This is a genomic window from Achromobacter sp. 10T422 (assembly GCF_056394065.1).
Map to the genome: position 1 here is coordinate 11,894 of NZ_JBFTHD010000015.1, position 17,829 is coordinate 29,722.

The 17,829-nt window shown below is 65.0% G+C and carries 15 protein-coding genes; 12 read left to right on the forward strand and 3 right to left on the reverse strand.

Going from position 1 to position 17,829, the window contains the following annotated elements:
• The first annotated feature begins 45 nt into the window (after positions 1 to 45).
• The 5 genes from AC1DB0_RS29075 (at position 46) to AC1DB0_RS29095 (ending at position 7,284) form a co-directional block, all read left to right on the forward strand.
• Positions 46 to 1,437 carry an SWIM zinc finger family protein gene (locus AC1DB0_RS29075; protein ID WP_476758086.1) on the forward strand — a complete coding sequence of 464 codons (1,392 nt, stop codon included), beginning with the start codon at positions 46 to 48 and terminating at the stop codon, positions 1,435 to 1,437.
• Positions 1,434 to 4,013, forward strand: a complete 2,580-nt coding sequence (locus AC1DB0_RS29080; protein ID WP_476758809.1) for a DUF6493 family protein — start codon at positions 1,434 to 1,436, stop codon at positions 4,011 to 4,013. The genes AC1DB0_RS29075 and AC1DB0_RS29080 overlap by 4 nt, the downstream gene beginning before the upstream one ends.
• A 197-nt stretch (positions 4,014 to 4,210) precedes the next feature.
• Complete coding sequence (locus AC1DB0_RS29085; RefSeq protein ID WP_054423075.1) at positions 4,211 to 4,762, forward strand: hypothetical protein; 552 nt, start codon at positions 4,211 to 4,213, stop codon at positions 4,760 to 4,762.
• Positions 4,763 to 4,933: 171 nt separating this feature from the next.
• Positions 4,934 to 6,241 (forward strand): Nramp family divalent metal transporter, encoded by a 1,308-nt coding sequence (locus AC1DB0_RS29090; protein WP_476758084.1) that lies wholly within the window; start codon positions 4,934 to 4,936, stop codon positions 6,239 to 6,241.
• A 62-nt stretch (positions 6,242 to 6,303) separates the two neighbouring features.
• Positions 6,304 to 7,284: an NAD(P)H-quinone oxidoreductase gene (locus tag AC1DB0_RS29095; RefSeq protein ID WP_476758083.1), complete on the forward strand. Its 981-nt coding sequence runs from the start codon at positions 6,304 to 6,306 to the stop codon at positions 7,282 to 7,284.
• Positions 7,285 to 7,339: 55 nt separating this feature from the next.
• On the opposite strand, the gene AC1DB0_RS29100 is transcribed toward AC1DB0_RS29095, so the two are convergent.
• Positions 7,340 to 8,050, reverse strand: coding sequence for an arylsulfatase (locus AC1DB0_RS29100; protein WP_476758082.1), 711 nt, complete (start codon positions 8,048 to 8,050; stop codon positions 7,340 to 7,342).
• Between the two features lie 37 nt (positions 8,051 to 8,087).
• Positions 8,088 to 8,639, reverse strand: coding sequence for a cytochrome b (locus AC1DB0_RS29105; RefSeq protein ID WP_476758081.1), 552 nt, complete (start codon positions 8,637 to 8,639; stop codon positions 8,088 to 8,090).
• A 162-nt stretch (positions 8,640 to 8,801) separates the two neighbouring features.
• Between AC1DB0_RS29105 and AC1DB0_RS29110 the strand changes: the two genes are divergently transcribed.
• From AC1DB0_RS29110 to AC1DB0_RS29140, 7 genes are all read left to right on the forward strand, one after another.
• Positions 8,802 to 9,272, forward strand: coding sequence for a hypothetical protein (locus tag AC1DB0_RS29110; RefSeq protein WP_476758080.1), 471 nt, complete (start codon positions 8,802 to 8,804; stop codon positions 9,270 to 9,272).
• Positions 9,273 to 9,500: 228 nt separating this feature from the next.
• Positions 9,501 to 10,637, forward strand: coding sequence for an RNA ligase RtcB family protein (locus AC1DB0_RS29115; RefSeq protein WP_054423066.1), 1,137 nt, complete (start codon positions 9,501 to 9,503; stop codon positions 10,635 to 10,637).
• Positions 10,637 to 11,266, forward strand: coding sequence for a peptide chain release factor H (gene prfH, locus AC1DB0_RS29120; protein ID WP_476758079.1), 630 nt, complete (start codon positions 10,637 to 10,639; stop codon positions 11,264 to 11,266). Before AC1DB0_RS29115 ends, prfH begins: the two co-directional genes overlap by 1 nt.
• 342 nt (positions 11,267 to 11,608) lie before the next feature.
• Positions 11,609 to 12,796, forward strand: a complete 1,188-nt coding sequence (locus tag AC1DB0_RS29125) for a PepSY-associated TM helix domain-containing protein (protein WP_476758078.1) — start codon at positions 11,609 to 11,611, stop codon at positions 12,794 to 12,796.
• A gap of 122 nt (positions 12,797 to 12,918) precedes the next feature.
• On the forward strand, positions 12,919 to 13,428 hold the full coding sequence (locus AC1DB0_RS29130) for a sigma-70 family RNA polymerase sigma factor (RefSeq protein ID WP_476758077.1): 510 nt from the start codon (positions 12,919 to 12,921) through the stop codon (positions 13,426 to 13,428).
• Positions 13,425 to 14,372: a FecR domain-containing protein gene (locus AC1DB0_RS29135; protein WP_447578656.1), complete on the forward strand. Its 948-nt coding sequence runs from the start codon at positions 13,425 to 13,427 to the stop codon at positions 14,370 to 14,372. Before AC1DB0_RS29130 ends, AC1DB0_RS29135 begins: the two co-directional genes overlap by 4 nt.
• A 151-nt stretch (positions 14,373 to 14,523) precedes the next feature.
• A complete protein-coding gene (locus AC1DB0_RS29140; protein WP_476758076.1) occupies positions 14,524 to 16,923 on the forward strand; it encodes a TonB-dependent siderophore receptor in 2,400 nt (799 codons plus the stop codon).
• A 141-nt stretch (positions 16,924 to 17,064) separates the two neighbouring features.
• On the opposite strand, the gene AC1DB0_RS29145 is transcribed toward AC1DB0_RS29140, so the two are convergent.
• Positions 17,065 to 17,820, reverse strand: a complete 756-nt coding sequence (locus tag AC1DB0_RS29145; RefSeq protein ID WP_054423057.1) for a SapC family protein — start codon at positions 17,818 to 17,820, stop codon at positions 17,065 to 17,067.
• Positions 17,821 to 17,829: the final 9 nt, after the last annotated feature.

The following is a 17,829-nucleotide window of genomic DNA, read 5'->3' on the forward strand; positions in this document are numbered from 1 at the left end:
ACAGGGTCAGCGCGGCGTCCCGCCTATAGCTAGAAGATACGCAGCATGACGGAGCTGGCCTATGCCTATCTTGCCCCCTCCGAATTCGCCCAGCGGCAGGGCCAGGCCGACCTGAGGCTGGCTACCAGCGGCGGTCTTACGCCGTCGGGCGCGGTGGCGCATCCCTTCTTCTTTTCCGGTTTTGTGGCGCAGCCCGCCGTGGTGGCGCAAGCGCTGCTGATGCTGGCGCGGGTGGCGCGCACGCGTTTCTATGTGCCGCCGAATACGCTGGCCGCGGTGCTGCGGGCGGCGGACCCGGTCGTGACGTCCACGCCCGAGGGCTTGCGCTTCGAGTCCTTTAGCGTGTGCTGCGGCGTGTATGCGCGCCTGGATGTGGACGCGGCGGCGCTGGACGTCACGCACTCGGCGGCGGGCGTCACGAACGTGGACGTGAATCCACCGCTGCGCCAGGCGCTGGCGGGGTTGCGCGCGTCGGAACCCTTGCACCTGAAAGTGGGCGGTGATGCGTTGCGGGTTGCGACGGCAGAGGGCGAGATCGTCGAAGAGAAAGTCCCTCTGCCCACGCGCTGGCTCAAGGGGTTTGCCGAGACGCAGATGCTGTCTGCGGGCATGATGCCGCGTCACGAATTGACGGGCGTGGCGTTGCGCCAGTTCGTGCAGGCACTGCCGCGTTCGTCGGCGACCAAGACGGTGATGTGGGCGACCCAGGCCGCCCGTTCACTGCGGCTGGCGACGCAGGCGACGACCGGCGCGGTTTGCGTTGCAGGACCGGAGCGGCTGCGCGCGCTGGAGCCGCTGCTGCGCTACGCCACGGCGTTGCGCGCCTACGGGGCGGATGTGACGGCGGGCGGGCAGCCGCAGGCCAGCGCCTGGGTGCTGGAGCTGCCCGGGGCACGGGTCACGCTGGGGCTGAGCCCGGAGAAGGCGCGCGGCTTCTCGGGGGAGGGCTCGGTGCTGCATCTGATCGCGGGCGGGGATGCCAACGAGGACGCGGCATTCGTCTCAACGCTCCTGGCCTTCGAACCCCGCATCGATATTGCCCATCTGGCCGCGCGGGCCATGTTGCCGGAAGCGCAGATCGCGTCCGCGCTGGGCGTGCTGGCGTCGTCCGGCCAGGTGGGTTTCGATCTGGCGGCGGGCGCGTACTTCCATCGTCCGCTGCCGGTGAAGGCGGGGCTGCTCGATACGTTGCATCCGCGGCTGGCCGATGCGCGCAAGCTGTTGGCGGGCGGCGGAGTGCGGCCCGAGGGCGAGGGGCAGTACACGGTGCAGTCGGGGCAGCAGCACTACCGGGTGGCGCTGGGTGCCGAGCCGGCGCAAGACCGCTGTACCTGCCCCTGGAGCGCCAAATATCAAGGCACGCGCGGGCCTTGCAAGCACACGCTGGCCGTGCGCATGTTTCTCGATCCTCTCAACGCGCCTGGAGCCGACGCATGACCCTGATGAGCCTGACCGAACGCMGCGCGGCGCTACGCGAGGCCGCTAGCGGCAGCGCGACAGACATCGCCGCCTTTGCCCGCGCGCTGGCAGGCGCGAGCGAGGAAGACCGCGCCGCGCTGGCCAAGGCCTTGCCGCCATCGCGCCTGTTCAGCGCGGAGGGGCCGACGCCCAGGGCGTGCTTCGTGTTGGCCGCGCTGGGCAAGCCCAAGCTCGTGGCGGACACACTGGCGCCGGCGGATATGCAGCGCAAGCGTGAATATGGCGCACTCCATGGCGCGATGGCGCCAGCCGTCATCGCCGCGGGCAGCGGTCGGGACGCACCGTGGCGCGCCGCATTCATCGAGCTGTTGGCAGAGCAGTACTGGTGGGGCGAGCATCTGGTATGGCCGGTATGCCACGCGCTGGTGCAGCTGGACGGCGACGCGCCCCTGTCCGTGGCCTATCTCCGGAGTTTCGTGCAACAGGTCACCGCCATCGGCGGGGACGGGCAACTGGACGAGGACCATGGCAAGCTCATGGCCGCACATCTGCAGGCGCACCCTGATTGGATCGAGCGCGAGTTCTGGGCCTTGTTCCGCGTCGAGGGCATGGGTGCCGATTACCTCCTCATCGAGCGTACCGGACCCGCATGGGACGCCGCTGTTCTGGCGCTTTGCCAGGACAGCCCGGCGTTCCGGCAACGCCTGCTCACGGAGTCGCTTGCGGCCCTGCTGCGAGATTTTTCGGCGAAGACCATCGCCTGGTACCTGCGCATGCACCGTTTGGCCGATCCGTCCGCGCAAGAAGTCGCGGCCAGTCCGCACACGTATTTCTCGGTGCTCGGCACGGCGCCCAGCACGGCGGTCGGCCTGGCCCAGGACATGCTCAAGCGTGCTGTGGGGCAGTTGGACGCAGACGCCATGATCGAGGCCGGGTCCGCCGTGCTGACCCGTTCGGAGAAAAAACTGGTCAAGGCCCAGCTCGGGCTGCTTGCCGCGCTGAAGACCGATGCCGAGCAGCGGGATCGCATCTCGGAGATTGTCGGCGGGGCGCTGGAAGGCATGCCGTTGGACCTCGCTGCGCTGGCGCGCAAGCTGGTGGTTCCGTCCCGCGAGACGCAGCCGGCCGATGCGAATGGCGACGCGCGCACGAAGGATGACGCCGGAACCCGGGTGATCACGATGCCGGCGCCGCGCCGCGAGCCGCTGCCAGATCTTCCCGATCAAGCGCCCGCCATTGGCGACGACGAGGAATTGCACGCGTTGATCGGGGCGCAGTTAGAGGGCGCCGGGCACGGCGCTGTGTTGCCGCGCATCTTCGACTATTTGGCTGGCCGTCCGCAAATGCCAATGCCCGAGGCGCTGCAACGCCGCGGCGCCGAGATCATCGAGTCGGTGTGGGATGAACGCCATGCCTCGCCGCGGCGCCTTCTGGCCGCCGCGCTGCGGGGCAGGGATGACGTCAGCTTCAAGGGCTATGCCCGCTTCGTGGCAGTCAGCGCGGGCAAGCCGGACCCCGTTGGCGTGGCACTGCAGGACCACGCGTTCACCACTAGCGAATACGACGTGGAGACTGGCAACTGGGAAATCACGGAGACGGGGACTTCCCGCTGGGGCTACCAATACGTGCCGACCCATTCGCCGCTGGCCTTGCTGGCCGGCGCCTTTCACGACCTGCGGTCGAGCCGGGCGCAGGGCAAGCCGTTCAGTCCGCCGGCGGCAGTCTCGGGGCAGCGTTTCGTGTGGGAGCGAGTGCTTGCCGCGCCGGGCGAGGGCACGTTCTCGCGCGACCTTGACGTGTTGGGAGAGGGACCCAAGCCGTTCTGGATCGCGACGGGCGCCGCCAGAGAGGCCGACGCCTCTGCCTCGCCGGCCCTGGATGTCACCGCTGTGCCCGCCGAATTCACTTTCCGCGCCCAAGAGGCGCGGGAGCAAGATGGCTACGATCAGGTCGTGCAATGGGCGGCCTGGCTGCTGCGGTCCAACCCCGACACGCTGGCCGCGCATTTTCATCCGATGTTGTGCGCGGCGGTGCAGGTGATCAACGTGCGTGGCCTGGGGCCATTGCTGACGGCGTTGGGCGCGTCCCGGTTGGTACCGGGTGGGCCTGTGTACTCGGCCTTGGCGCTGGCCGCTTCGGCGAAGATGTCCGAGCATCGCGCCCAGGCGGCAGAGGCGATTGCGCGGCTGGCCGATTCCGGCTTGCTCGATCCCGCGCCGTTCGCCGCACAGATCGCGGCGCATCTGGCGCAGGGCTTCGCGTTGGCCGGACGTCTGGCGCAAACACTGGCCGACGCCGCGTCCATCAGCGCGCTCGCCGGCTGCCGAGTGCTTCAGACGTTGGCGGCGCTGCTGCCGCAGATGTTCGATGTCGAGGGCAAGCCACTGGCCCAGGCCGGCAAGCTCATCGAACTTGCCGTGCGCCTGTCCAATGACTACGGTATGCCAGTGGCTTTGCCCGCCACGCTGGCGGCGCGCCGCAAGGGCGCGTCTGTGCTTGCGGTGAACTTGCGCAGCCTGGAAGCCGTCGTGCCGCGTGTGACGCCTTTGGCCGAAACCGCCGCTGCCGCCGCGCAGCAGACGCACGAGGCATAGCCACTCGCGACTGAAAACTACGCTTTGGTATGACCTTTCCGGTCGGTTCCGCATACCAAGAGATAACTGGTTGAAGGCTTGAATCAGGCCGATAGTGAGGCCTCATTCAACGACGTCAGCAGCAGGTGCGAGCGTGTTGATGAGTTCATCAGCCGCCACTTGAGCAGCGGCCTAATCGCCTACCAGGAAATCTGATCATGTCCGACATCATCATCACTGAAAAGCAGCTGTCTTCTTCCGCTTACAGCGCGGTCATCAATGCTCCGATCGAAAAGGTCGACATCGCCGACTGGCTGTTCAACCTGCCCGAGGCCGAGTATCAGCGCTGCTGCGCGCCTGACCATATCTCGGCAGGCGCCACGACTACCGATGATGGCAAGCGTATGTCGATCAATGTCGAGATGATTGGCAAGACCCTGATGGTTCAACATTACGTCGCCGAAGTGGCAACGCCTACGCTGTGCAAGATGGTCTCTACCTCGGACGCGTTCACCCCCAATGGCCGCACGCGGGTGCAAGTGATCTGGACGCTGAGCGTGAAGAAGATTGACGACAACACCTGCGAATACACCAATAGCGTGGTGGCGCACCCGACGCAGGAATTTCTGAACTTCATCGAACTGCATGGCACGCCGTTCCAGGACGCCGCCGACGCGCGTCAGCGAGACGGCGGCGACCATAACAGCCGCGAGACGCCGCTGTTTGCCGCCAGCATCGAACGTCGCGCGTTGGCGGCGAGCGCAGCTTGAGCAACCTGATGGGGCAGGACGCGTGGCGGGCGTAGCGCCGCCGCGCCCGCCCGATGCTGTCTGCATGAACAGGAGACTGCTGTGCCCGGACAGGAACAGCTGAATGTGGCGCCAGGCGGCAGCGCGGCCGCCATGGCCGGCGTGCGTGGCCGGGATCTTGTGGGGCGCGGTGTGGCCACGCTCAAGCGATCACGCAGGTTTCTTGGCCCGGCGCTGCTGGTGAGCGTGGGCTATATGGACCCGGGCAACTGGGGGACCGACCTGCAGGCGGGCGCGCAGTACCGGTACGCGCTGCTGTGGGTGGTGGCGTTGGCCGGCGCGATGGCAATTGTGCTGCAGTTGCTGGCAGCGCGTCTGGGTATCGTCACCGGCAAGAACCTGGCCCAGGCGTGTCGCGACTGGTATCCCAAATGGTGCTGCATGCCGCTGTGGATATTCTGCGAGATCGCGATTGGCGCGTGTGACCTGGCCGAGGTGCTCGGCTCCGCCGTCGCGATCAATCTCTTGTTCGGCACGCCGATCCTGATGGCGGTGATGTTCACCGCCGCCGACGTGCTCCTCTTGCTCATTCTGCAGAAAAGCGGAATGCGCGCCATTGAACGCGTGGTGGTCGTGTTGGTGCTCACCATCGCAGGTGCGTTTTTTATCGAACTTTTCGTGCTTCCCGGCACCAGCCTGAATTTGCATGAGATGGGCGCGGCGCTCGTGCACCCTTCGCTGGCCGGCGCGGGCATGGCGAGCATCGCGGTCGCGATCATCGGCGCCACGGTGATGCCCCACAACCTGTATTTACACTCGGCGTTGGTGCAGCGTTCTGAAGCGGACCCGGCCGGCGGCAAGGCGTCCACGAAAGTGGCGTTGCGGTTGAACGCCGTGTCGACGGTGGCATCGCTGACGATGGCGTGCCTGGTCAACGCCGCGATCCTGCTCTTGGCGGCCAAGGTCTTTCATGGCCGCAGCGACATTCTCGTGAACGGCCAACGCTTCGTTCTGGGGGATGACACCGACTGGCTCCAGCTTGCTTACCTGACGTTCACGCCCGCGCTGGGCACAGCGGTGGCGAGCCTGATCTTTGCGGTGGCGCTGCTGGCGTCGGGGCAGTCGAGCACGATCACGGGCACCCTGGCCGGCCAGGTCGTGATGGAAGGTTTCACGCACTGGCGGCTAACCCCGTGGAAGCGCCGGCTCATTACACGTTCGCTGGCCATCGTGCCTGCGGTCATCATTATCGGTTTGCGCGGAGACAGCAGTGTCAACGACCTGCTGATTCTGAGCCAAGTCGTATTGGCGCTGCAATTGCCGTTCGCGATGTTTCCCTTGCTGCATTTCGTGACCACGCGCCGCCTGATGGGCAACTGGCCCACGCCGTGGAGCTTGCTGGTGCTGGGCTGGTGCTCGGCGTTGGCGATCACTGTGTTCGATATTGTGGGTTTGCCTGGCAGCGTCGCGGATGCGGCGCGTATTGTGTTCGGACACTAGCCGCTATTCATACCGCCTTGGCGATGGTCGCCGGGGCGCTCTACAACCTGATGGAGATGGCCATGAAAGCCATTGATTTTGATAGTTTCGGTTCCGCTGATGTGCTGCATTGCGTGGATGCGCCCGATCCCGTGCTGCGGCCGCATGATCTGTTGGTGAAGGTTCACGCGGCTGGCGTGAACCGTGCGGATCTGCTGCTGCGCACGGGCCATTACGGCCGCCCGGACTTTGGTGATTCCCATCTGATGGGGCTGGAAGCCGCAGGCGAAGTGGTCGCGGCAGGCGCCGAGGTGCGGGGCTATCAGGCCGGCGACCGCGTGATGGCCATCACCGGCGGCGGCGCGTACGCCGACTATGCCCGCGTTGACTATCGCATGGCGATGCCGATTCCCGCGGGGTTGGACTACGTGCACGCCGCCGCCGTGCCAGAAGTCTTTGTGACCGCGCACGAGGCGCTGATGCATCTTGGGCGGCTTCAGCCCGGCGAAGCCGTTCTGATTCACGCTGCGGCGGGCGGTGTGGGGTCAGCCGCCGTGCAACTGGCGCACGCGGTGGGCGCCAAGGTATTGGCATCGACGACCGCAGAGAAGGCTGCCCGGCTACGCGCATTGGGCGCGGACGTGGTGATCGACTACCGGTCAGAGGACTTTCATGATGTGGTCACGCGTGAGACGGCGGGCACCGGTGTGGATGTGATTGTGGATTTCGTTGGCGGGCCGAATTTCGCCCGCAATATCCGATCGATGAATTTTGGCGGACGCTTGGTCCAGGTCGGGCTGCTGGCAGGCGGAGCAGGCGCGGAGATTGATCTGCAGACCGTTCTATACCGTCATCTGCAGATCATGGGGACGGTGATGAAGTCACGTCCGCAATCGGTGAAGCACGCCATGGTGGCTCGCTTTCGCGACCGCTGGCTGGATGACTTGGGCGCTGGGCGTCTTACGCCGGTCATCGACAGCACGTTCCCGATGGCGCAAGCCGCAGACGCGCATCGCCGCATGGAAACCAACCAGAGCTTCGGCAAACTCATTCTGACGAATTGAACCCGCCTGCCGCGTGGCCGTCGCAAGGGGAGGCGGGGCGGGTTGAGCATCCGCTTCAGAACGACGAGTGGATGCCGACCGCGCGCAGCGCCGCCTGTGCGCCGTGTATCGGCCGGCATTCCTCTCCCACCAATGCACTGGCGCCTGCCATCCAGGGGTGCGCATAGGCCACGACATCAAAGCCCTGAGCATGCGCGTGACGTGCGGCTTGAGCGCATGCCGCCATGCACTCAGCATAATTGCCTTCCTGATAGAGCGCCCACGCGCCAGGAATCAGTTTGACGGTCACGCGAGCACCGGTCGTGGCCGCGTAGCGCCCGAAGAGCGCCTGATTCGGCGCCACGGTGGATTCGACCGCACAGAGTACGGCGATGTTGTTTCCTGCGCGCGAAGCCGCTTCGGCCAGGGCCGCGTCGGCCCGGATGATGGGAACCGTGGATGATTCCAGGGTGTCGATCGCGGGGCCCAGCGTCGCACACGTCACGATGATTGCATCGGCCTCGGCCGCCAAGCCCTGCAGCGTCTGGTGGATCAGGGTGTGTGCATCGCCGCCTGCGCCTGGCGGGTGCGCCATGGCCTGCCGAAGATCTTCGCGCACGGTATGGCGCATACGTTCTGGGGGGCAGCCGGCTTGCTCAGCTTCGTGTCCGAAGACCGCTACGCTGCTTGCCATCGTGTGCAAGAACGAGATTCGCATTTGAACAATCCTCTCAAATAAATAGTCGAGAGGGATTGTTCTATTGGCCCCGTTCGGCAGCAAGACCATTGGTGATGCTGGTATCCGTACTACCCCTTGCGACGTGTCAGCGCCGTCCGGGCAGCATGCGAACCAGCGTGTTGTCGCGAAGCATATAGTGGTGCAGCAGCGCTGCGGCGGCATGCAAGCCGACCAGGAAATAGCCGACCGTCGCCAACGTTTCGTGCAGTTCCTTCACCTGGTCCGCCAGGGCTTTGTCGGCGCCAACCAAGGCGGGCACGTTCAGGCCAAACAGCGGAATCGGCTTGCCGGCTGCGCTGAGCGTCAGCCAGCCCAGAATCGGGGTGGCGATCATGAATGCATACAGTGCGTAGTGCATCAGCCGCGCAAGAATGTCTTGCCATCGTGGCATCGGCGGGCGGACAGCGGGCGCATTGCCTGCGGCCATTCGGATTGCGAGCCGCAGGACGACAAGCCCGATCACGCATAGCCCAAGCGAGAAATGCAGCGCCTTCATGTTGTTGTACAAATCGCTGCCCTTCGTGGCCAGCCCGCGCAATTCCATACAGGCGTAGACCAACGCCAGCACCACGAGCATGAGCCAGTGCATGGCAATGACCAGGCCTGCATACTGCTTGTCGGAATTCTTGATGGACATGGCTTTTCCTTTCTTTATCGCCCGCGGCCGATGGTTGGCATCGATGCCGGGCCGGTTCTCAGAATACTGCGCGAATGCGCCCTGTGAGCCACCTGATCTCTGTGCATGCACCGCGATCAGGTGGCTCACGGGGGTGAAGCATATGCCCCCAACTCTGAACCCATGATGAACGAGCCGCGGCGGGGCAAACGTCAATCCCTGCCAAGCAAGGCGCACGGCGAGATGCAGGACAAGGCGCATGGCAAGACGCGCGGCAAGACGCACGGCAAGAAGCAGGACAAGACGTATGACAAGACGCAGGACAAGACGCGCGGCAAGTCAGCCAGCCAAGACCTCATCGGGGATGTGCGGGTGTCGCGAATTTCCGACACCCTGTTGTTCGTCGATGGATTTTTTAATTCCCATCGATACCGCTCACAAGAACCGATGATAAAGTGCTCGCACTCGGCAATATGCGCCATGCGCAGCAAAAAATCATTGCCCTGGATCAAACCCATTCGCAGCCGCAGCCGATCATTGCGTCCCACGCAAACCCCAACGGTATCCGCTTCGGCCCGCCCAAATAACAACCGTACTGCACAGGAGGAAATCATCATGCAAAAACAAACTTCCCGCCTTGCAGGCCGCGCCTAGTCAGACCGAATTCTTCCTTCTGTAAACCCTACAGAACGCATTCGCAGTATCTCGGCCCGGACCTGTCACACAGGGTCTTTCCGCAAGCATCGCCCGCGCGCACGCATCCTGCATGGATGCACGTTGCGTGCGCGTCTGCCCGCCGCGCCACGCCTGTACACCGGGCACGGCGGCGCGTGGACGCCTGCGATGCAAGCAAGCCCTTTCATGACCTGATCTGGAATTTCCATGGGCAATTGCATTCAACAATTGTCCGAGAGCGTGACACTCATCGCCTCGGACGACACGTGGATCGAAGGCAACGCGATCCAACAACTACACACCACTTCCAAGCTTGCCGGCATGCGCCGCGTGGCGGGCTTGCCTGATTTGCATCCCGGCCGGGGGTATCCGGTAGGCGCCTCGTTTTTCTCTGTGGGGCGCCTGTATCCCGCGTTGATTGGCGGGGATATCGGCTGCGGCATGGCGCTGTGGTCCACCAACCTTGCCGCTGGCAAGGTGGCGGTCGACAAGCTTGAGAAGCGGCTGGGCAATATCGATGGTCCGCTGGACGCATCGTGGCAGACGCTGGTGTCGCAGCTGGCACCGGCGGGCGTGGGCTTTGGCCAGGCCTTGGGCACGATCGGCGGCGGCAATCATTTTGCCGAGCTGCAACGCATCGACGAAATTTATGACCCGCACGCGCTTGCCGCGACGCCGTTTAACGCCAAGCAGCTGGTGCTGCTGGTGCACAGCGGTTCACGCGGACTGGGCCGGGCCATTCTTGAGGAACACGTTCAGCGTCATGGCCATCACGGTCTGGCGGACGATAGCGGCGACTGCCAGGACTATCTGGCGCAGCACGACGGCGCGTTGCAGTTTGCGCGCGCCAACCGGCAATTGATTGCGCGCCGCATCCTGAGCCGCTTGGGCGCAACCGGCGAAGCGCTGCTGGATGTGGATCACAATCTGGTTACGCCCGCGCGGGTCCAGGGTGAGCAGGGCTGGCTGCACCGCAAGGGCGCCACGCCGGCGGATGCGGGCATGGTCGTCATCCCGGGTTCGCGTGGGGATTTCAGTTATCTGGTTCAGCCTTACCCCAGCGAGGCCAGCTTGTTTTCGTTGGCGCATGGGGCAGGGCGCAAGTGGATGCGCAGCGAGTGCAAAGACCGGTTGGTCAAGCGCTACACGCCGGCGCAACTCACCAGGACCAAGCTGGGCAATCATGTTGTTTGCCAAGACAAGGCGCTGATCTATGAAGAAGCGCCCGAGGCGTACAAGCCAGTGGACAGCATCGTCGCCAGTCTTGCCGAGGCGGGCTTGGTGAAGGTGCTGGCAAAGCTGCGTCCGGTGTTGACCTACAAGACGCGCGGAGGCTGCTGCTGATGGTGCTATTACAGTTATCCGCCGCGCACGGTCCTGACGAGTGCTGCCTGGCGGTGGCCAAGGCCCTGGGCTTTTTATTGCGCGAAGCGCGGACGCGCAGCGTGTGCGCCGATGTGCTGGAAAGCGAAGCCGGAAGCCGGCCAGGCACGCTGCGTTCCGTGTTGTTAAGCCTGGACGGCGACGGCGACGGCGCTGACGCGCTCGCGGCCGCGTGGGAAGGGTCGATCCAGTGGATCTGCCCAAGCCCCTACCGGCCTGGGCATTTGCGCAAAAACTGGTTCATCGGCGCTTCGCGTTGCGAGGCGCCCGCCACGAACGTGTCAGGTGACATCCGGTTTGAAGCGACGCGGGCGTCAGGCCCGGGCGGCCAGCACGTCAACAAAACCGAATCGGCGGTGCGCGCGACCCATGTCGCGACCGGCATTTCGGTGAAGGTCCAGACAGAGCGCAGCCAGCATGCCAACAAGCGCATTGCCGTGCTGCTGATTGCGCATCGGCTGGCCAACCGTGAGCAGGATATGCGGGCGGCCCAGCGCGCGCAACGCCGGCAATTCCATCACGAGGTCGAACGCGGCAGCCCGGGGCGCGTGTTCAAGGGGGAAGGGTTCGAGCTCGTAAAGGGAAGGTGAAAAAGAACGTGTGAAGCGGGTATGTGAAGCGGATATGTGAGGCGGGTATGTGAGGCGGGCATGTGAGGCGGGCATGTGAAGCGGGCATGTGAAGCGGCATGTGAAGCGGGCTGTGGCGTAGCGGCATTGGAGTGGCCGAAGCGGCCCGCACCGTCCGCGACGCCCGTGAACGCGTCACGCCCTGGCATCTTTTTTCGTCTCGTCCGGTGTACCTGATAAGGCCCCTGCACATTCGCAGGCGGCCAGTCATCGGGTGCAAGAATGAAAGCCGCTTCAGCCTCCACTAGCCCACGCTCCGCCGTTGCATCGGCCAGCGCCTCCAAGCGGAAATGGTGGTTTTCCGTGCATAGTTGGGCGGGGTTGAAGCTCAGCCTGTTGATGGCCTTCATCTGCATGACGGGCACCTTGGCGGTCATCGCCACCGAGCTCGACTGGCTGGTGCAGCCGGCGATGCGGGTCGAGCCTGCATCGCGCCACGCCAGTTGGGGCGACATGGCCGAGGCCGCTCAGGCGGCGTACCCGGGCTGGACGCTGTTATCAATCACCGCGCCCCATGCCTCCCGCTTTGCTGCGCAGGCCCTGATGCGCACGCCGCAGGGCAAGCAGCGCTTCGTCTGGATCGATCCCTATCGGGCTGTTGTCACCGGCGACACGTCGTGGTTCAGCATCCAGCGTTGGCTGCGCAATACGCACCGGCACCTGTTTTTGCCCACGCGTTATGGCGTGCCGTTGGTGTCGGCGCTGTCGATTCCATTGACCGTGCTGGTCGTGACCGGCCTGGTCATCTACAAACGCTGGTGGCGCGGCTTTCTGGCGTGGCCACGGCGCGGAAAACGCCGGCTGATGTGGGGCGATGTGCATCGGCTGCTGGCCGTATGGAGCCTGTGGTTCGCCGGGGTCATTGCCGTGTCGGGGTTGTGGTATTTGATCGAATCGTTGGGCGGCCATGCCCCACCGCTGCCGGCGATCACCACCAAAGACGCGCCGCGCGCCGCGTCGCCATTCAACGCGCAATCGCTGGATTCGGCTATTGCCCGAATTCGCCAGCAATGGCCGGAACTTGAAATCAGAGTCTTGCGGCTGGAGGCTGGCGGGCGGGCAGGGCAGGTGGAAGGGCAGACACCAGCCTGGCTGGTCCGGGATCGCGCCAATGCCATCCGCCTGCCGCTGGAACAGGGCGAGTCCGCGCGCCGCAGCGCAGCCGACCTGAGCGTGCACCAGCGCATTTCGGAACTGGCCGATCCCATTCATTTCGGTTCGTTTGGCCCTTGGCCGGTGCGCGTCATCTGGTTCCTGTTCGGCGCGGCGTTGACGGCGCTGTGCCTGACAGGCGCTTATCTATATGGACTGCGCATTGCGGGCGGCAGCGCAACGGCCAGGGCAAAGGCCGGGCATGGCGGTGAACCCGCCACGCCTGCGCGCGAGGCGTGGTCCGGGATGCGGCCGTGGCGATGGCTGTGGTTGGCGCTGTTGCTCTTGTCGCAGGGGTTATTTGTGTGCGAGGCGATGGGCTGGGTCAGTCTGTTCTGATGATTCGGGCGGACGCCAGGCTGAAGATGATGCAAGAGACGGGCGGGATTCCAGCAGTGGATTCCAGTATTATTAACAGAACTCATTATCACTAAGATCTTCTGCTGGCAGTTCCTGGTCCCATGTCCCAAACCTGCGCGCCTCGTCCCCTGGCCCTGAGCGGTCTCTACGCTGATCATCACAAATGGCTATACGGCTGGCTCCGTAAACGTCTGGGCAACGCATGGGATGCTGCGGACCTGGCCCATGACACGTTTCTGCGCGTGTATTCCAGCAATCGCTCCCTGGAAATGCCGGAGCCCCGCGCTTTTCTCACCCACGTCGCCAAAGGCCTGGTCGTCGATTTATGGCGGCACCGCAATGTCGAGCAGGCCTATGCCGATTCGGTTGCGACGCTGCCCCCCGAAACCGCGCCGTCGCCAGAGACGCGCGCGCTGATCCTCGAGGCGCTGTATTGCATCGACCGGATGTTGGACGCCATGCCGGGGCGGGTGCGCAATGTCTTCCTGCTGGCGCAGCTTGATGGGCTGACGTATGCCGAGATCGCCGCTGAAACTGGTTTGTCGGTGCGCACCGTCAACCGCCACATGCAACAAGCGTATCTGGCTTGCCTGACGGCGATAGACGCATGACGTCCGCGCACGTCCCCGACGCGCTGCTGGCTGAAGCGGCCGGTTGGATGGCCCGATTGCACGATGCGCCCAATGATGAAGCCTGCTTGCGGGCGTTGTCCCGTTGGATCGCTTGCAGCCCCGCGCACGCGCAGGCGTGGGCGCGTGCCGAGCGCGTGATGGGAACCTTCGGCCAAGTGCCGCCGGCCATGCGTGCTCAGGCGCTGCAAGGGCTGGCCAAGCCAGATCGCCGGCGCCTGGCTGCGCGGCTGCTGTGCCTGACGGCCGTGGCGCCCATCGCCTATCTGGCGTGGCGCACACAACAAGCGGACCTGGAAAGTGGCACCGGCCAGATCCGCCAGACCACGCTGGCGGACGGGACGGCGCTGACGCTCGATACCGCCACGCGAGTGGATGTGCGTTATTCGGATACCGAGCGATTGCTGTGGCTGCGGGCCGGCCGCATCTTCGTGTCAACGGCCCCGGACGCCGCGCCGCGCGCGCGCCCCTTTCTGGTTCAGACGCCCGTGGGCATGGTGCAGGCCATTGGCACGCAGTTCACGGTCAGCCTTCAAGCAGACAGCGCTCAGGTCAAGGTCTATGACGGCGCGGTGATGGTGCGGCCCAGGGATGGCGCGGGCAGCCAGGTCGTGCGCGCCGGCCGGCAGGTGCGCTTTGACGCCGCCACAGTGGCGCCCGACGCGGCATTGCCCGAGGCCGAACCCGCGTGGAAGCGGGGGGTACTGACCGCGGACGACTTGCGGCTGGCCGACTGGACGCAGGCCATGGCGCGGTACCGGCCAGGCATCATGCGGTGCGCCAGCGACATCGCAGACCTGCGCGTCGTCGGTTCGTTTTCGCTGCAAGACACCGACGCCAGTCTGGCGCTGCTGGCGCGGACCTTGCCGGTGCGCATCGCATTTCGCACACGGTATTGGGTGGAAATTCAGGGGCGCAACGCCTAGCGGACCGGCGCGGGTGGCTTGCCACGCAGGGTGGCATGTTTTCCGGCGTCGAACGGTGTACAGGATATAGGCCTTGAAACCGCATCGGGATCAGGCTGAGTTCCGATCCGAAACCGTTTCTTTGAACATCTACTCTCGCGGCGCCGTCCTCATGTCCCAGTCCAGTCATTCCGTCGTCCGTGCGACCGCGGTGCTTTGTCTTTCCGTTCTGTTGCCCGTTGCCGGTGCAGCGCAGGCGCAGGGGCAGCAGCAACCCGCCGCCACCTCATCTGCAACGCGCGACTATCGCCTGCCGGCCGGCTCGCTGGGGTCGGTGCTTGCCCAGTTCGCCACCCAGTCCGGCGTGCGTTTGTCGTTTGCGGGCGCCTTGGTGGAAGGCATGCAATCGCCGGGCTTGAGCGGCAGCTACACGGTGGACGCAGGCTTTGCCGCGTTGCTGTCCGGAACCGGGCTGACCGCGGTTCGCGCGGGCGCCAATGCCTACACCTTGTCCGCTGCATCCGCGCCCGTCGCGCAAATGGAAGCCGTGACCGTCACCGCCGCGTACTCGGGCGCGCTGATGCCGGCGTTCGCGGGCGGCCAAGTCGCAAGCGGCGCAAGCCTAGGCATGCTGGGCGAAAAAGGCATCATGGATACGCCCTTTTCGGTCAGCGCCTACACCAGCGCGCTGATGCAGCAGCAGCAGGCGCAAAGCGTGGCCGATGTCGTGTCCAACGACGCGTCGGTGCAGAACACCAACCCCAGGACCAGCCGCTTCGACCAGTTCTCCATTCGGGGCTTTCCGGTCTTGAATAGCGACATTGCGTTGAACGGCTTGTACAGCGTGTTGCCAACCTATGCGCTGGCGGTGGAAAGCCTGGAGCGCGTCGAAGTGCTGAAAGGCCCCAACGCCCTGCTTAACGGCATGGCGCCGTCGGGCGGCGTGGGCGGCGCCATCAACGTGGTGCCCAAGCGGGCGGAAGACACCCCGACGCGGCAGGTCACGGCCAGCTATGGCACGCATGACGTGGCGGGCGGCCATGTCGACCTGGGTCAACGTTTTGGAGACAAGGGCGAACTCGGCATCCGCATCAACGGCGCCTACAAGGGCGGCGACACGGGCGTTGGGTCGCAGCATATGACGCGTGGCCTGATGACATTGGGCATGGACTATCGCGGCGAGCGCACGCGCTGGTCTGCCGATATCGGCCATCAAGACCGCAAGGTCGACGCGCCGCAGGAACGCGTGGGCGTGGCGGCGGGCGTACCGGTGCCGGACGCGGGGCGGGTCGATCGTGGATACGCACCCGACTGGACGTATGCCAATTCACGCGACAGCTACATCGCCTTGCGCGCCGAGCATGATGTCACGGACCAGACCATGGTTTATGGCGCATTCGGCGCACGCCAGGGCGATTACAAGTTTCTGCGCCTGAATGTCACGGCGCGCGATGCCGCCGGAAACTTCTCGGGCAGCCCCAGCTATTTCCTGCGCGATGAAGAGGTCCGCACCGGCGAAATCGGCGCACGAACGCGCTTTGCCACCGGGGCCGTGTCGCACGCGGTGTCGCTGAGCGCCACGCAATTCGACAAGACGTTCGGCAATCTCAGCTATGACTTCGCCACGGTTCGATCCAACATCTATGCCCCGCTTGCAACGACCGCGCCGTCCGTGGCGGGATTGAGCACCGACATTCCGAAGTCCGGCGAATCGCGCCTGACCAGCTTTGCGCTGGCCGACACGCTGTCGGTGTGGGACGAGCGGCTGCAACTGACGGTGGGCGCGCGCTCGCAGCGCGTGGTCACCGATCAATACGATGAGGACGGCAATCGAACCAGCCGGTACGACAAACGCAAAGTCACGCCCGCGATCGCCTTGCTGGGCAAGCCGTCGCAGCATGTATCGGTCTACGCCAACTACATCGAAGGCCTGAGCGAAGGGCCGACCGCGCCCCTTACCGCGGTGAACGCCAATGAGGTGTTTGCGCCGATCAAGTCCGAACAGATCGAGGCCGGCGTGAAGGTCGAATACGGCGACGTGGGCGCAACGTTCAGCGCCTTCCAGATCCGCCGCCCCAGCGGGCTCACGGACCCGGCCACAGGTATCTATTCGGTCAACGGCATGCAGCGCAATCGCGGGCTGGAGTTCAACGTGTTCGGAGAACCCGTCAACAACGTGCGCGTGCTGGCGGGCGTGATGTTTCTGAATGGCCGGTTGACGAAAACCGGCATTGCGCTCACCGAGGGCAACGTCGCGCCCGGCTCGCCGCGCTACAGCATGAACCTTGGCGTGGAATGGGACACGCCATTTCTAGCCGGCCTGACCATGTCGGCGCGCGCCCTGCGCACGACGTCGCAATACCTGGACGCCGCGAACCGTCAGGAGATCCCCAGCTGGACTCGCGTTGACGTGGGCGCACGCTATGCGTTTCGCGCGGGCAACACCCCGGTCACCTTGCGCGCCACCGTCGAGAACGTCTTCAACAAAGCCTACTGGGCCTCCGCGTCCTCCAACGGCCTGACGATCGGTGCGCCACGCACGGTCCTGCTGTCGGCCACGGTGGATTTTTAACGGCGGCTCGTATCACGCGTCACGCGTTCGGCAATAAAAAAAGGCGCCGATTGCGTCGGCGCCTAAAGGCCTCGAAAAAAACGTTCCGAGTGGGCGGGGGCAAGCCGGTGCGGTGACCGGCCTTGCCGTGCTGCCAGGAAATCACGCCTCGGCGGATTCCTCAGCCACTGCCACCGGCTGCACCTGGTTGATCAGGGCAGGCCACGTGTTGATCGACAGCAGGTGGCAATAGACCAGCGGCAGCCAGCCGTTGGCGCGCCAGCGCAGGAACTCTTCATCCGACAGCTTGTTGAACTTGGCTTCGTCGATCACCTTGAAGCCGGACATGGCCAGGCGCTGGCCGTCGGGCAGGGTGATGTCGGCACGGTTCTCGATCAGCAGGTCGGCAGCGGCCAGGGCTTGCGCGAACTCCATCGTGTAGGCGTGCTGGTTCTGGTAGTCGCGGCAGAATTCCAGGGCGCTGCGGGCCAGGTCGGTGGGCTCGCCGGCGTCGTCGAAGAACGGGTTGTCGCGGCCTTCCACCACGGACGCGGCCTTCTCGTCCACGCACAGCGTGAACTGGCTGCGGTCTTCGTTCTCCATGAAGATGAACGGGTAGCGGCGCACGTAGGCCGGGATGTAGGTGCCGGCGCGCCATTGGCCGTCGGCGTCGACGAACAGGTTTTCCTGGCCGCGCACGCCCAGCACCGCGACGGGCGTGGGTTGCTCACCGTCGGTGAAGACGATGGGGAAGTGACGGCAAGCCGTGGGCAGCTCGGTGGCCACCAGCGGCACGGCGTTGGTGTTGGCGGCATAGGCAAAGCCCGTGTTGCCGGCCAGCGACAGGTTGGCGTGCACGCCGGCAGCCAGAGGACGGGGTTGTTCGTAGAACAGGGGAAGCGAAGTCTGCGTAGTCATGGTGTCGAA